18 protein-coding genes and 1 pseudogene are annotated in these 14884 nt (G+C 61.4%); 2 read left to right on the forward strand and 17 right to left on the reverse strand.

Annotated elements, in window-relative coordinates; all coding sequences use genetic code 11:
* Window positions 1-9 precede the first annotated feature (9 nt).
* From nuoK to X750_RS158230, 17 genes are all read right to left on the reverse strand, one after another.
* The gene (nuoK, locus tag X750_RS158305) at window positions 10-318 is read right to left on the reverse strand and encodes an NADH-quinone oxidoreductase subunit NuoK (protein ID WP_023670810.1); all 309 of its coding nucleotides are present in this window, start codon (window positions 316-318) and stop codon (window positions 10-12) included.
* 7 nt (window positions 319-325) lie between these two features.
* Window positions 326-586, reverse strand: a complete 261-nt coding sequence (locus X750_RS158300) for a hypothetical protein (RefSeq protein ID WP_023670811.1) — start codon at window positions 584-586, stop codon at window positions 326-328.
* Window positions 587-588: 2 nt separating this feature from the next.
* Complete coding sequence (locus X750_RS158295) at window positions 589-1209, reverse strand: NADH-quinone oxidoreductase subunit J (RefSeq protein WP_023746863.1); 621 nt, start codon at window positions 1207-1209, stop codon at window positions 589-591.
* A gap of 123 nt (window positions 1210-1332) precedes the next feature.
* Window positions 1333-1824 (reverse strand): NADH-quinone oxidoreductase subunit NuoI, encoded by a 492-nt coding sequence (gene nuoI, locus X750_RS158290; protein ID WP_023685203.1) that lies wholly within the window; start codon window positions 1822-1824, stop codon window positions 1333-1335.
* Window positions 1824-2867 (reverse strand): NADH-quinone oxidoreductase subunit NuoH, encoded by a 1044-nt coding sequence (nuoH, locus tag X750_RS158285; protein ID WP_023685202.1) that lies wholly within the window; start codon window positions 2865-2867, stop codon window positions 1824-1826. Before nuoH ends, nuoI begins: the two co-directional genes overlap by 1 nt.
* Before the next feature lie 2 nt (window positions 2868-2869).
* The gene (gene nuoG / locus X750_RS158280; protein WP_023698336.1) at window positions 2870-4951 is read right to left on the reverse strand and encodes an NADH-quinone oxidoreductase subunit NuoG; all 2082 of its coding nucleotides are present in this window, start codon (window positions 4949-4951) and stop codon (window positions 2870-2872) included.
* Window positions 4951-5232, reverse strand: a complete 282-nt coding sequence (locus X750_RS158275; protein ID WP_023685200.1) for a pentapeptide repeat-containing protein — start codon at window positions 5230-5232, stop codon at window positions 4951-4953. Before X750_RS158275 ends, nuoG begins: the two co-directional genes overlap by 1 nt.
* Before the next feature lie 11 nt (window positions 5233-5243).
* On the reverse strand, window positions 5244-5936 hold the full coding sequence (locus X750_RS158270) for an NADH-ubiquinone dehydrogenase subunit (RefSeq protein WP_023685199.1): 693 nt from the start codon (window positions 5934-5936) through the stop codon (window positions 5244-5246).
* A gap of 74 nt (window positions 5937-6010) precedes the next feature.
* Window positions 6011-7315, reverse strand: coding sequence for an NADH-quinone oxidoreductase subunit NuoF (gene nuoF / locus X750_RS158265; protein ID WP_023670819.1), 1305 nt, complete (start codon window positions 7313-7315; stop codon window positions 6011-6013).
* 3 nt (window positions 7316-7318) lie between these two features.
* Window positions 7319-7522, reverse strand: a complete 204-nt coding sequence (locus X750_RS158260; protein ID WP_023670820.1) for a hypothetical protein — start codon at window positions 7520-7522, stop codon at window positions 7319-7321.
* Entirely contained in the window at window positions 7522-8853 is a 1332-nt protein-coding gene (locus tag X750_RS158255) for an NADH-quinone oxidoreductase subunit E (RefSeq protein WP_023670821.1), read from the reverse strand. The genes X750_RS158260 and X750_RS158255 overlap by 1 nt, the downstream gene beginning before the upstream one ends.
* The gene (locus X750_RS1000000163620) at window positions 8854-9366 is read right to left on the reverse strand and encodes a hypothetical protein (protein ID WP_023700376.1); all 513 of its coding nucleotides are present in this window, start codon (window positions 9364-9366) and stop codon (window positions 8854-8856) included.
* A complete protein-coding gene (locus X750_RS158250) occupies window positions 9366-10556 on the reverse strand; it encodes an NADH-quinone oxidoreductase subunit D (RefSeq protein WP_023685196.1) in 1191 nt (396 codons plus the stop codon). The genes X750_RS1000000163620 and X750_RS158250 overlap by 1 nt, the downstream gene beginning before the upstream one ends.
* A gap of 66 nt (window positions 10557-10622) precedes the next feature.
* A complete protein-coding gene (locus tag X750_RS158245) occupies window positions 10623-11000 on the reverse strand; it encodes a four helix bundle protein (RefSeq protein ID WP_031196361.1) in 378 nt (125 codons plus the stop codon).
* Between the two features lie 33 nt (window positions 11001-11033).
* Window positions 11034-11636 (reverse strand): NADH-quinone oxidoreductase subunit C, encoded by a 603-nt coding sequence (locus tag X750_RS158240; RefSeq protein ID WP_023685194.1) that lies wholly within the window; start codon window positions 11634-11636, stop codon window positions 11034-11036.
* A gap of 4 nt (window positions 11637-11640) precedes the next feature.
* On the reverse strand, window positions 11641-12222 hold the full coding sequence (locus X750_RS158235; protein WP_023670824.1) for an NADH-quinone oxidoreductase subunit B: 582 nt from the start codon (window positions 12220-12222) through the stop codon (window positions 11641-11643).
* Window positions 12213-12578 (reverse strand): NADH-quinone oxidoreductase subunit A, encoded by a 366-nt coding sequence (locus tag X750_RS158230; protein ID WP_023670825.1) that lies wholly within the window; start codon window positions 12576-12578, stop codon window positions 12213-12215. Before X750_RS158230 ends, X750_RS158235 begins: the two co-directional genes overlap by 10 nt.
* A gap of 327 nt (window positions 12579-12905) precedes the next feature.
* Here X750_RS158230 and X750_RS01000000162695 point away from each other — a divergent pair.
* A pseudogene (locus X750_RS01000000162695) lies at window positions 12906-14124 on the forward strand (winged helix-turn-helix domain-containing protein).
* Window positions 14125-14153: 29 nt separating this feature from the next.
* Window positions 14154-14846: a DUF6348 family protein gene (locus X750_RS158225; protein WP_023690307.1), complete on the forward strand. Its 693-nt coding sequence runs from the start codon at window positions 14154-14156 to the stop codon at window positions 14844-14846.
* Window positions 14847-14884: the final 38 nt, after the last annotated feature.

A 14884-nucleotide genomic window follows, 5' to 3' on the forward strand; every position in this document is an offset into this window, starting at 1 on the left:
TTAGCCCCGTCAACCCTTCATCTGGTTCACGTCTTCGACCGCGATCGAGCCGCGGTTGCGGAAGAAGACGACGAGAATGGCAAGACCGATGGCCGCTTCGGCGGCGGCGACCGTCAGCACGAACAGGGCAAACACCTGGCCGACGAGATCGCCCAATGCCGCCGAGAAGGCAACGAAATTGATGTTGACCGCCAAAAGGATCAGCTCGATCGACATCAGGATGACGATGATGTTCCTGCGGTTCAGGAAGATGCCGAACACGCCCAGCGTGAACAGGATCGCCGATACGGTCAGGTAATGTGCGATGCCGACGACCATGGCCAGATCAAACCTTTCCCGGCATTTGTTGAATCATTGAACGCGCGGATACGATGGCGTCCAAAAGGCTGTCTATGGCAGAAGGCTCGAAGATAACTGTTGCATCATTCCGGCCTGCCCCCTGAACGTATGTGAAATCTTCGCTCTTGATGTTCAGCGTAAGATTCCCGTCGCGATTCCAGACGAATACCCAGGCCTTTTCAGTCGAATCAACCCGCCAAGAGGCAACCTGCTCTCCCCAGTATTTTTTCTTCAAACGACCGAACATCGTCAGAGCCCCTCGCCCGACTTGACCTTGCGGATTTCCATGCCTGTCGTCGGCGTGCGGCCGACCTGGGCTGCGATCAACTGCCGCTTGATCCCTTCCTTGTGGCGCAGCGTCAGCACGATGGCGCCGATCATGGCGACCAGCAGGATGAGGCCCGAAATCTGGAAGTAGTAGAGGTAGTCGGTATAGAGGATGTCGCCGAGTGCTGCGGTGTTTGTCCGCGCGGCAAGATCCGGGATGGGTTTGGAGACCGTCGAGGCCAGTTGCGGCGCGAAGGTGTAGCCGCCGAGCACCACGATCAGCTCGGCCGCCAGGATCAGCCCGACCAGCGCGCCGATCGGCGCATATTGCAGGGCGCCTTCCTTCATCTCGGCGAAGTCGACATCGAGCATCATGACGACGAACAGGAACAGCACCATGACCGCGCCGACATAGACGACAAGCAGGATCATCGCCAGGAACTCGGCGCCGGTCAGCATGAACAGGCCGGCGGCGTTAAAGAAGGTCAGGATCAGGAACAGCACGGAATGCACGGGGTTGCGCGACGAAATGACCATGAAGGCCGACGCCACCGCGACAAAGGCGAAGAGGTAGAAAAAGGCCGCCTCTAGTCCACTCAGCATTGGGGATCCCCCGGGTTCCTGTCCAAACAGGACATCCGTCCTGTTTGATTTCTGCGACCGCCTCAGGCCGGCAAGTTGCGTTGTCCTTAGACGAGGGCCCTCGCCCCGTCCATGCGTCAAATGTCAGCGGTAAGGCGAGTCCAGCGAGATGTTGCGCGCCAGTTCGCGCTCCCAGCGGTCGCCATTCGCCAGCAGCCTGTCCTTGTCGTAGTAAAGCTCTTCGCGCGTCTCCGTCGCGAACTCGAAATTCGGCCCCTCGACGATGGCGTCGACCGGGCAGGCTTCCTGGCAGAAGCCGCAATAGATGCACTTCACCATGTCGATGTCGTAGCGCACGGTGCGGCGCGTGCCGTCATTGCGGCGCGGGCCGGCCTCGATGGTGATCGCCTGCGCCGGACAGATCGCTTCGCACAATTTGCAGGCGATGCAGCGTTCCTCGCCATTGGGATAGCGGCGCAGCGCGTGCTCGCCACGGAAGCGCGGGCTGGTCGGCCCTTTCTCGTGCGGATAGTTGATCGTTTCCTTCGGCGCGAAGAACTGGCGCATCGACAGGAAGAAGGCGCTGACGAAATCCTGCAGCAGCAGCGATTTTGCGGCCTGGCCAAAAGCGGACATCACGCAAACCCCGTGATTTTGAGGAAGGCCGCGGTGGCAACGACCATGAACAGGGAGATCGGCAGGAACACTTTCCAGCCCAGCCGCATCAGCTGGTCGTAGCGGTAGCGCGGCACGAAGGCCTTCACCATCGAGAACATGAAGAACATCAGGCAGATCTTGAGCACGAACCAGATCACGCCGGGCACCCAGGTGAAGGGGGCGAAGTCGAAGGGCGGCAGCCAGCCGCCGAGGAACAGGATGGTGGCCAGCGCGCACATCATCACCACGGCGACGTATTCGCCGAGGAAGAACAACAGGAACGGCGTCGAGGAGTATTCGACCATATGGCCGGCGACGAGTTCCGACTCGGCTTCCACCAGGTCGAAGGGCGGGCGGTTGGTCTCGGCCAGCGCCGAGATGAAGAAAATGACGAACATCGGGAACAGCGCCAGCCAGTGCCAGTCGAGGAAGCTGTTGGGCAGGCCAAGCTTGGTGCCCAGCCCATCCTGCTGCGACAGCACGATGTCCGACAGGTTGAGCGAGCCGACGCAGAGCAGCACGGTGACGATGACGAAGCCGATCGAGACTTCGTAGGACACCATCTGCGCCGCCGAGCGCAGCGCGCCGAGGAACGGGTATTTCGAGTTGGACGCCCAGCCGCCCATGATCACGCCATAGACCTCGAGCGAGGAGATGGCGAAGACGTAGAGGATGCCGACATTGACGTTGGCGATCCCCCAGCCCGCATTGACGGGAATGACCGCCCAGGCCGAGATTGCCAGCACGGCCGACACCAGCGGCGCCAGCAGGAACACGCCCTTGTTGGCGCCGGACGGAATGACCGGTTCCTTGAAGACGAATTTCAGCAGATCGGCGAAAGCCTGCAGCGTGCCCCACGGGCCGACGACGTTCGGGCCGCGGCGCAATTGCACCGCCGCCCAGATCTTGCGGTCGGCGTAAAGCAGGTAGGCAACCCCGATCAGCAAAACGACGATCAGCACGACCGACTTTAAAAGGATGATCAGCGTCGGCAGCACGTAGAAGGAGAAGAAGGTGTCCATGTCTACTCTGCCGCCTGCCTGAAGCCGTTTTTCGCCAGCGCCGAGCATTCCGCCATGACGGCGGAGGCCCGCGCGATCGGGTTGGTCAGATAGAAATCCGTGACCGGCGAGGTGAAAGTGCCCTTGTTCAGCCGCCCGCCGAGCTTCGCCACCCTAGCGACGTCATCGGCATTGCCGGCTTCGACATGATCGATGCGGGCGAGATGCGGGTATTCGCCATAAAGTTTGGCGCGCAACTGCTGCAGCGAATCGAAGGGTAGTTTCTTGCCCAGCACATCGGACAATGCCCTCAGGATCGCCCAGTCTTCGCGCGCGTCGCCCGGCGCGAAGCCCGCGCGGTTGGTCTGCTGCACGCGTCCCTCGGTGTTGACATAGGTGCCGGACTTTTCGGTGTAGGCGGCTCCCGGCAGGATGACATTGGCGCGGTGCGCACCGGCGTCGCCATGCGTGCCGACATAGACGACGAAGGCGCCGCCGGTCTTGGACATGTCGACCTCGTCGGCGCCGAGCAGGAACAGAACCTCGCTCTCCCCCAGCATGCCGGCAACGTTCTTGCCGCCCTTGCCAGGCACGAAGCCGACATCGAGACCGCCGACGCGCGCGGCCGCAGTGTGCAGCACGGCAAAGCCGTTCCAGTCGGCGCGCGCAGCGTTGACGGCCGTGGCGAGTTTCGCCGCCTGGCCGAGCACCGCCGCGCCGTCGGCACGCGACAGCGCGCCCTGGCCGACGATGATCAGAGGATGCGTCGCCTTCTTCAGCACCTGGAAGAACTTGCCATTGCCGTCGGCCAGATCTTTCAAGGACTCCGGACCGGCGCCGAGCTGTTCGTAGTCGTAACGCGTGTCGCCGACCTCGCCGATGACGCCGACCGGCAGATTGCCGATCCGCCAGCGCTTGCGGATGCGGGCATTGAGCACCGAGGCCTCGAAGCGCGGATTGGCGCCGATGATCAGCACCGCGTCGGCCTGCTCGATGCCCTCGATGGTCGGGTTGAAGATGTAGCTGGCGCGGCCGAGCGCCGGATCGAGTGCGGCGCCGTCCTGGCGGCAATCGGTGTTCCTTGAGCCCAACGCAGCCATAAGCTGCTTCAGTGCGTAGATTTCCTCGACGGCGGCAAGATCGCCCGAAATCGCGCCGATTTTCTCGGGCGCGGCATTCGACACCGCATCCCTGATCGCAACGAACGCTTCGGCCCAGCTGGCCGGCGCCAGCTTTCCGTCCTTGCGGACATAGGGGCGGTCGAGGCGCTGCGTTCGCAATCCGTCCCAGATGAAGCGGGTCTTGTCGGAAATCCACTCCTCGTTCACCGCTTCATTGACGCGCGGCAGGATGCGCATCACCTCCCGGCCGCGGCTGTCGACGCGGATTGCCGAGCCGACGGCGTCCATGACGTCGATGGATTCGGTCTTGGTCAGCTCCCACGGCCGTGCCTGGAAGGCGAAAGGCTTCGACGTCAGCGCGCCGACCGGGCAAAGGTCGATGACATTGCCCTGCAGCTCCGAGGTCATGGCGCTTTCGAGATAGGTGGTAATCTCGGCATCCTCGCCGCGGCCGATCAGGCCAAGCTCGGAAATGCCTGCAACTTCCGTGGTGAAGCGGACGCAGCGCGTGCAGTGGATGCAGCGGTTCATAACCGTCTTGACCAATGGGCCGATATACTTGTCTTCGACCGCGCGCTTGTTCTCGTGATAGCGCGAGGAATCGACGCCGAAGGCCATCGCCTGGTCCTGCAGGTCGCATTCGCCGCCCTGGTCGCAGATCGGGCAATCCAGCGGATGGTTGATCAAGAGGAATTCCATCACCCCTTCGCGTGCCTTCTTGACCATCGGCGTGTTGGTGAAGATTTCAGGCGCCTCACCATTCGGACCCGGACGCAGGTCGCGCACATTCATGGCGCAGGAGGCCTGCGGTTTGGGCGGCCCGCCCTTCACCTCGATCAGGCACATGCGGCAATTGCCGGCGATCGACAGCCGCTCATGGAAGCAGAAGCGCGGCACTTCCGCGCCGGCGTCCTCGGCCGCCTGCAGCAGCGTGTAGTGGTCGGGTACAGTGATCTCTTTCCCGTCGACCTTGAGCTTTGCCATCAATTGCCCCCGGCGGTCTGCGCCGTCTCATATGCCTGAAACAGATCGCTCAGCCTGATGCCATTGATCATCATGCCGGCGACTTCAGCGTTTTCTATCTTCAGATTGCTCATATTCACATTGCTGAAAAACGCGTTCGAGAGGTTCGCGTCGTCCACCACGGCCGCCGACAGGTCGACGTTGTGAAACTGCGTGTTCGACAAGTTCACATCGTCAAATCTGGAGTTGCTGACGATGGCATTGCGCACATCGAGAACATCGCTCCTGTCGTGGATCTCCATGCCTGCCACCCCTACTTCTTCGCCTTGGCAGCCAGCGTCAGCGCCGCGGCCTGGCGGGTCCACTCGTCGCGGCCGATGCGGCCGGTGAGCGACAGGTAGTCCTCGACCCAGGCGATCTCTTCCGGCGTCCACGCCGCGATCTGGGCAAAGGTCCAGATGCCGAGGCCGTTCAGCACCTTTTCCAGCTTCGGCCCAACGCCGGTGATCGCCTTGAGATCCGACGGCTTGGCCGGACGCGCCATGGCCTTGGGCTGTCTGAAATCCTCCGGCATCAATCCGATCGTCGCGCCTTCGGCGACGGCATCGGTCTTCTCCGGCTCGGCATCGACGGTGCGAGCGGCAATATCGGTCACATCCTGGGCAAAACTCTGCGCCTCGGCGATCAGGGTTCTGGTCGCCGCGCGCGCCTTGGTGGCCGGCGCGGTCTCGGAGAACTCTTGGGTGCGCTGCTCGAAATCGTCGATGATCGGCTGGAAAATCCGCTGCGATGCCTCGGCAGCACCCGACAAGGCGCCGAGCCACACGCCAAATGCATGGTTGGCAAGGCCGAAGCCCAGCGCCGACATCGCGGCGGCACCAGCGACAGGATGCGCGAGAAGGTTGACGGCGCTGGCCATCTCCTTCGGCATCATCCTGGTCAAATCCTGGTTCATCTTTTCAAGCTGGTCCAAATTGGGCATCAAAGGGTTCGAATACTGCGCCATAGACATCTCCTGGTCGTTTCTTCGCTTGCCCCGCCCCGCTGTGTCAGTCCCGGGCTTGCGCCCGTATTTCAAATCTACTCAGCCGCCACCATCACCGGTTCGGCCCGGTGCGCGTTGCGCGAAAACTCGTCGATGCGCCGCTCCACCTCGCCGCGGAAATGCCGCATCAGGCCCTGGATCGGCCATGCCGCGGCATCGCCCAGCGCGCAGATCGTATGACCCTCCACCTGTTTGGTGACGTCGAGCAGCATGTCGATCTCGCGCTTCTGCGCCTCGCCGCGCACCAGCCGCTCCATCACCCGCCACATCCAGCCGGTGCCTTCGCGGCATGGCGTGCACTGGCCGCAGCTCTCATGCTTGTAGAAATAGGAAAGCCTGGCGATCGCCTTCACGATATCGGTCGATTTGTCCATGACGATGACAGCCGCCGTGCCGAGGCCGGATTTCAGGTCGCGCAAAGCATCGAAATCCATCGGCGCATCGATGATCTGCTCGGCCGGCACCAGCGGCACCGAAGCGCCGCCCGGAATGACCGCGAGGAGATTGTCCCAGCCGCCGCGAATGCCACCGCAATGCGTCTCGATCAGCTCGCGGAACGGGATCGACATCGCCTCTTCGACGGTGCACGGATTGTTGACATGGCCCGAGATGCAAAACAGCTTGGTGCCGACATTGTTGGGGCGGCCGAAGGACGAGAACCAGGCGGCGCCACGGCGCAAAATGGTCGGCGCGACCGCGATTGACTCGACATTGTTCACGGTAGTCGGACAACCGTACAAGCCGACATTGGCTGGGAATGGCGGCTTCAGCCGGGGCTGGCCCTTCTTGCCTTCGAGGCTTTCGAGAAGTGCTGTTTCCTCGCCACATATATAGGCGCCGGCGCCGTGATGCATGTAGATGTCGAAATCGTATCCGGACGTGTTGTTCTTGCCGATCAGCCTGGCCTCGTAGGCCTCGTCGATGGCGCGCTGCAGCGCCTCGCGCTCACGGATGAACTCGCCGCGCACATAGATGTAGGCGGCGACCGCGCCCATGGCGAAGCCGGCGATGAACGAGCCCTCGACCAGGGTGTGCGGATCGTTGCGCAGGATATCGCGGTCCTTGCACGTGCCGGGCTCGGACTCGTCGGCGTTGACAACGAGATAACTCGGCCTTCCATCGCTCTGCTTGGGCATGAACGACCATTTCAGCCCGGTCGGGAAGCCGGCGCCGCCACGGCCGCGCAGGCCGGACGCCTTCATCTCATTGACGATCCACTCTCGCCCCTTGGCGATGATGCCGGGCGTGTTGTCCCAGGCGCCGCGCGCCATCGCGCCGGCCAGTGACTTGTCGAAGAGCCCGTAGATGTTGTTGAAGATGCGGTCTTTGTCAGCCAGCATGACTTACCTCTTTCCCCGCAAGACGATCGAGACCCACACCAGCACGCCTATGCCGGTCGCGGCCATCGATTCCAGGGTATCCGAAAACGGCAATTCGACGAGGCGCCGAAGCCCCTCCAGAAGGATGTTGGCAGCAGCGATGCAGACAACGCCGATGACAATGCTGCGCAGCGACAGCAAAGATCCGGTGCTTTGCGCTTCAGCCATCAACGTGGCTCCTTGCCGAAGACGCGGATGTATTCGGCGACGCCGCCCTTGGCGAGCGCCTTGGCCTGCTTGCCCCAGTCGTCGCGCTCGATGCGGCCCTGGAAAGCGAGATATCCATCCACCCAGTCGCGCTCGGCCTTATTCCAGGATGCGACCTGTGTGAAGGTGAAGATGCCAAGCGAATGAAGGATGCCCTCGATCTTCGGGCCAATGCCCGAGATCAGCTTGAGATCGTCGACCGCAGCCGGCCTGTCGATTCCGGCCGGACGGTTCTTGTCCTCGAGCGACGGCTTTGCGGGTCTGGCTGTCGGCGCCTTGACGGTCGGGGCCACCGGGGCGTTGGCCGCTGGCGCCTTGAATTCCGGAGCGATGAAGGCAGCTGCCGGCGTGGAGGTGGTCTTCGGGCCATTACGCTGCTTGGCGACCTTCTCGACTTCAGGCGCCGCGGTGTTGGCGTTGGCGGCCGAATGCAGGGGCGCCGGGACGCTCGCCGCTTTTTCCGCCGCCGGTGCAACCTTGGCCCTGGAGGGCGACTTCAACGCCGAGCTGGTTTCCGGCGCATCGGTTTTCGGTTTGCCGGCGTTGGATGGCGCGACCGGGGCGGCCGCTGCAGGAGCGGCAGGAGCCGGAACAGGCGCCGCAATGATTGCGTCGGGCGCCGCGTGGGCAGCCTTGCTCGCCGCCCTGGCTTCCTTGTCGCGCGTTGCTTTGAGGATCGCCTTTTCGCTCTTCAGCGTCGTCAGGCCAGGCGCCGGCTCCGAGCCGGTTCTGCCGTTTTGCGGTCCCGTGGGAACCGAGGCGCCCTTGCCCGCATCGTAAAGATCGATGATTTCGGCCAGCCGCTCGGGGGTGAGATCCTCGAACGTATCCTTGAAGACCATCACCATCGGCGCGTTGACGCAGGCGCCGAGGCATTCGACTTCCTCCCACGACAGTGTGCCCTTGTCGTTGGTGTGGAATTGGTCGTGATGGATTTTCGAGCGGCACACATCCATCAGCGCTTCCGAGCCGCGCAGCATGCAGGGCGTGGTGCCGCAGACCTGGATATGTGCGCGCGTGCCGACCGGATTGAGCTGGTACTGCGTGTAGAAGGTCGCGACTTCGAGGCCGCGAATGCGCGGCATGCCGAGCATGTCCGAAATCGTCTCGATCGCCGCCTTGGTGACCCAGCCTTCCTGCTCCTGCGCAATCATCAGCAAGGGAATGATCGCCGACTGCTCGCGGCCCTTCGGATATTTCTTGATCCATTGCTTCGCAACCGCCGCATTCGCCCGGTTGAAGGCGAAGGAGGCTGGCTGGACGCTTGCTTCTGCGAGACGGCGGACTGACATTTAGCGATCGGGCCCCTGCTCTGCTACGAGAGCTATTGCGGTTTCACATTCTTTCTGATGAGAAAACGGAATGCGTTCGGCAGATCGAGCAACACTCGCAAATCGCTCTGCGGGCAACATGTATTGCCACAGCCCCAGAACAGTTTGCCTTACTTGAGGCGAGATCCATGCCATGACCGCATCAGCGTCGATGTCATCGTCGAACAAGTGCTCGTAAAAAGCGACACCAGCCGCATTCCAAATCTGTTTGTTCGGGTGAACGGCAGCCCATTGGGCGAACCCGTGCATTCTACCCAGCTTGTCGACGTCATTGTCGCGGTGGGCAAGGCGCGTCTTGGGTAGCAGGGTAAAAAAGAAGTCATAGATCGAACAGTGCTGAGTCGAGTTGTAAGAAGCCTCTGCGAACTCGACCGGCAGCATGGCTTTTGCCAATTCGCGCCACCGCGGTAGGGCAGCGTCGGCATTCCCTCGAACACCGACCTGAGAGCGCACTGTAGGATTGGCTGCCGCCATCACCGATCAACCTCCCCGAAGACGATATCGAGGGAACCCAGGACGGCAGTGACGTCGGCCAGCATGTGGCCGCGGCAGAGGAAATCCATGGCTTGCAGATGCGCGAAGCCGGGCGCGCGCAGCTTGCAGCGATAGGGCTTGTTGGTGCCGTCGGAGACGAGATAGACACCGAACTCGCCCTTCGGCGCCTCGACGGCAGCATAGACCTCGCCGGCCGGCACGCGATAGCCCTCGGTGTAGAGCTTGAAATGATGGATCAGCGCTTCCATCGAGCGCTTCATCGCCTGGCGCTTCGGCGGCACCACCTTGCCGTCGAGGTTCGACACCGGCCCGGTGCTCTCCTTGCCGAGCAGAAGGTCGACGCACTGGCGCATGATTTTCGCCGACTGGCGCATCTCTTCCATGCGCACGAGATAACGGTCGTAGCAGTCGCCGTTCTTGCCGATCGGGATGTCGAAATCCATCTCGGAATAGCATTCATAAGGCTGCGACTTGCGCAAATCCCAGGCCGCACCCGAGCCGCGCACCATGACGCCGGAAAAGCCCCAGGCCCAGGCGTCGGCAAGCGACACGATACCGATATCGACATTGCGTTGCTTGAAGATGCGGTTGCCGGTAAGCAGCCTGTCGAGGTCGTCAAGCGACTTCAGGAACGGGTCGATCCACTTGCCGATGTCCTCGACCAGCTTCGCCGGCAGATCCTGGTGCACGCCGCCGGGACGGAAATAGGCCGCATGCATGCGCGAACCGGAAGCGCGCTCATAAAACACCATCAGCTTTTCGCGTTCGACGAAACCCCACAGCGGCGGCGTCAGCGCGCCGATATCCAGCGCCTGCGTCGTCACATTGAGGATGTGCGACATGATGCGGCTGAGCTCGGAATAGAGCACGCGGATCAACTGGCCGCGCTTCGGCACTTCGATGCCGAGCAACCGCTCGGTGGCGAGCGCGAAGGCATGCTCCTGGTTCATCGGTGCGCAATAGTCGAGCCGGTCGAGATAGGGCACTGCCTGCAGATAGGTTTTGTGCTCGATCAGCTTTTCGGTGCCGCGATGCAGCAAGCCGATATGCGGATCGACGCGGTCGACCACCTCGCCGTCAAGCTCCAGCACAAGACGCAAAACACCGTGCGCCGCAGGGTGCTGCGGTCCGAAGTTGATGTTAAAGTTGCGGACGGAGGTTTCAGCCATTCTGGCGCCTCTGGCGAAGAGTCAGTAGTGAGTAGTGAGTAGTGATCATCAATCTCAATGCCTGCTTCATTCCGCCTGCTTGGCCTGCACCGTTCGGATAAGAGATCTCATCATTTTTCCAATCTCTTCGCATCGCAGCGGCAGCTCAATCTCATTGTCTTTTCGCAGCAGGCCAACCCGACATGCCAGCAGTATGTGTGTCTCCAGTTCCTTCAACGAGCCTTGCGCCATGCGCAAAAATTGAACGAACGACCCTCTGTTCTCCCGACCGTATCCCTCCGCGACGTTCGCTGCGACCGAAACCGCCGATCGGCGCATCTGAGAGGTCATGCCGTAAATCTCATCCCTCGGAAACTCTTTGGTGAAACGGTAGCAATCCTCAGCAAGCGTCATCGCCGATTGCCACACCTTCAAGTCGCGATAAGATTCGATCCGTTGCTCCAAATCTTTTGCTACTGACTACTCACTACTTCCTACTCACTGTTTCGCCTTCTCATCGCCCGGCAGGACGTAGTCCGTCCCTTCCCATGGCGAGAGAAAATCGAAGTTCCTGAATTCCTGCTTCAATTCCACCGGCTCGTAGATCACGCGCTTGGCTTCGTCGTCGTAGCGCACCTCGACGAAACCGGTCAGCGGGAAGTCCTTGCGCAGGGGATGGCCCTCGAAACCGTAGTCCGTGAGGATGCGGCGCAGGTCCGGATGGCCGGAGAACAGCACGCCATAGAGATCGTAGGCCTCGCGCTCATACCAGTCGGCGCCGGGATAGACAGCGGTGAGCGACGGCACCAGCGTCTCTTCGTCGGCCTGCACCTTGATGCGGATGCGCAAATTCTGCTTCGGCGAAAGCAAATGATAGACGACATCGAAACGCTTGACGCGCGACGGGTAGTCGGCGCCGCAGATATCGATGATCGAAATGAACTGGCAGCCCGAATTGTCACGCAGGAAGCTTGTCACCTCGATCAGATTGTCTGTAGCAACCGAGATCGTCAGTTCGCCATAGGCAAGCACCGCATCGGTGACGCGGCCCGGCAGCTTTTCGCCGAGATAGGTCGACAGTTCGCTCAGGGATGCGGCCATGGGTCTACCGTTCGATCGTGCCGGTGCGGCGGATCTTCTTCTGCAGGAGAAGAATGCCGTAGAGCAGCGCTTCGGCGCTCGGCGGGCAGCCGGGCACATAGATGTCGACCGGCACGATGCGGTCGCAGCCGCGCACCACCGAATAGGAATAGTGATAATAGCCGCCGCCATTGGCGCAGGAGCCCATCGAGATGACGTAGCGCGGCTCCGGCATCTGGTCGTAGACCTTGCGCAAAGCGGGGGCCATCTTGTTGGTCAGCGTTCCCGCCACGATCATTATGTCCGACTGGCGCGGCGACGCGCGAGGAGCCACGCCAAACCGCTCCGAATCATAGCGCGGCATCGAGGTGTGGATCATCTCGACGGCACAGCAGGCGAGACCGAAGGTCATGAACATCAGCGAGCCGCTGCGTGCCCAGGTGATCAGCGCCTCGGTCGAGGTGACCAGAAAACCCTTGTCGGCCAGTTCATTGTTGATCTCGAGGAAGAACGGATCGTCGGAACCGACCGGACGTCCGGTATTGGGGTCGATCAGGCCTTTGGGCTTCGGCGCGACGAGCGTTCCGGAACTGTCGTTCAATCCCATTCCAGCGCTCCTTTTTTCCACTCATAGGCAAAGCCGATGGTCAGCACCGCCAAAAACACCATCATCGACCAGAAACCGAGCATGCCGATCTTCGAGAACGACACCGCCCACGGAAACAGGAAGGCCACTTCCAGATCGAAGATGATGAACAGGATCGACACCAGGTAGAAGCGGATGTCGAATTTCATCCGGGCATCGTCGAACGAGTTGAACCCGCACTCGTAGGCGGAAAGCTTCTCCGGATCGGGATTGCGATAAGCCACCAGGAACGGCGCGATGATAAGCGCCAGGCCTACAACTGCGGCCACGGCGATGAAGAGGACGATGGGCAGGTATGAACTGAGGAGTACGTTCATGCTCGGCTTTCCGTTGGCGGCCAATCCACTTTGATTACAGCAACCAACCCTAATGCGGAAGCGCGACAGTTTAACCGCTGAACCGTTTTAGGTGCCTTTGCTGCAACGCGGCGAGGGTTAGCGCACGGCTTTCAGCGAAGCAAGTCAAACCTTGTTCAAAAGACAGTGCTGGACGGCAGGCCGGGAAAAACTGGTCCGATCTCCTCCTGTTTGATTTCCTTCATCTTTCACTCCACTTTTGTCTCCTGACACATCTCCCGCCATTTGCCTGCTAGCATGACCGGAATCGCCGGCTAAAGTCGGGAAAATGGTTCGAGGCAAGACACTTTGACGAAGGACAAAATCTCACTCCCCGCGGCCAGGCGCATCGCGCTCGCCGCGCAAGGATTTCTCGATCCCCGCCCGGTCGGCACGCCCGATCGCCGCCACCTCGCCCGCGTGCTGTCGCGCACCGGCTTGCTGCAGATCGATTCCGTCAGCGCGGTGGTGCGCGCCCACTATATGCCGCTCTATTCGCGGCTTGGCCCCTACCCGCTGGCTTTGCTCGACAATGCGGCCATCACCCGCAAACGCACGGTGTTCGAATACTGGGCGCATGAGGCCTCGTTCCTGCCGGTCGAGACCTACCCGCTGATGCGCTGGCGCATGCAGCGGGCCGAGCAAGGCGACGAAATGTATCTCGGCCTCGCCAAATGGGGCCGCGAGCACGCCGCCTATATCGAAGAGATCTACCGCGCGGTCGCCGAGCGCGGCCCGATTGCCGCTTCGGCACTGGAAGGCCAGAAAGGTTCGGGCGGCTGGTGGGGCTGGAGCCACGCCAAGCACGCCTTCGAATGGCTCTTCTGGGCCGGACGCATCACCACGGCGCACCGCCGTGGCTTCGAACGCTTCTATGACCTGCCCGAGCGCGTGCTGCCGCAGGCGATCCTCGATCTGCCGGTGCCGACCGCCGAGGACGCGCACCGCGAATTGCTGCGCATTTCTGCCCGCGCCCACGGCATCGCGACGTCGGGTGACCTGCGCGATTATTTCCGCTTGTCGCCGGCCGACATGAAGGGCCGGTTGGAGGAACTGGTCGAGATGGGCGAGTTGCTGCCGGTAAACGTCGAAGGTTGGGACAAGCCGGCTTACCTCTATAGGGACGCCCGCCTGCCGCGAAAGATCGAGGCCCGCGCCTTGCTGGCCCCCTTCGATCCGGTGGTCTTCGAGCGCGCGCGCACCGAGCGTCTCTTCGNGCTACCGCATCGAGATCTACACTCCGGCCGACAAGCGGCAATATGGCTATTACGTGCTGCCTTTCTTGCTCGGCGACAAGATCGTCGCCCGCGTCGACCTCAAGGCCGACCGGCCTGCGAGTGTCTTACGCGTCCACGCCGCCTATGCCGAAGCAGGCGCACCGCCTGAGACCACCGCACAGCTTTTCGAGGAACTAAAGGAGATGCAGGGCTGGCTTGGCCTTGAGCGCATCGAAGTGACGCCGGCCGGCAATCTGGGGCCGGCATTGGCTAGCGAGAGAGATGGCCAACCCTTGCAGCGTCTGTCATAGACGCCTCAATAAGCCTCGTAGGTTGTGCAATGGCATCGGACAAAGTGCTCGACATGATCCATGGCGCCCTCATTGCGCATGGAATAGATGCAGTCCGCAGAGATAGGGACGTCATGCTCCAATCGAAGCAGCTTCGGTTTGAGGCTGAGGTGTTCGAGACGAGTTCTGACCGGCTGGTCCTGGAAATCTACATTTTTTCTCCGCTGCTTGATGTTCAGCCGGTCATTGAATCCTTTGCTGGCTTCGGCGACACGCGCGAACAGGAACTGAACCAGGCGTTTGAAAAGTTTCTCCGTGGTGTTTTCCATGTGGCCATTGAGGGACTGGCCGATCACGTCTGCGAGAACATGCAGGCCGAAATAGAGCTTTGGCAGCGAAGCAGCGCCAGTTGGAAGATCTGGCGAAAAGATGCCCGCTGGAAAATCTATAGCGGCCCGGTCATTTCCCAGGCCACAACCGAGCTATGCTCGCTGACACCAGGCTATCCAGCATTCTATGCCAAGCTGGAAAAGCTGTTCACAGCTTCGGTACCCCCCGGAAGCCATTTTGTCCGGACCTTTCTGGCAGGCTTGAAGGGCACGCTGATTAGTGCCGAAGTCCTTCTGGACAACGCGGTTTGGCATGAGGGACAGAATCTGGCTGTCGGTCATGACTGGGACTATAGCGATGGCTATCAAGCTATCCGACAGGTCATCCTGGCACTGCCGGAAGCCGGGACATGACAGCCCCTGCCGACATCGCCATGTCGTAGCCGTGCGTT

This window comes from Mesorhizobium sp. LNJC391B00, from assembly GCF_000502535.1.
GTDB lineage: Bacteria > Pseudomonadota > Alphaproteobacteria > Rhizobiales > Rhizobiaceae > Mesorhizobium.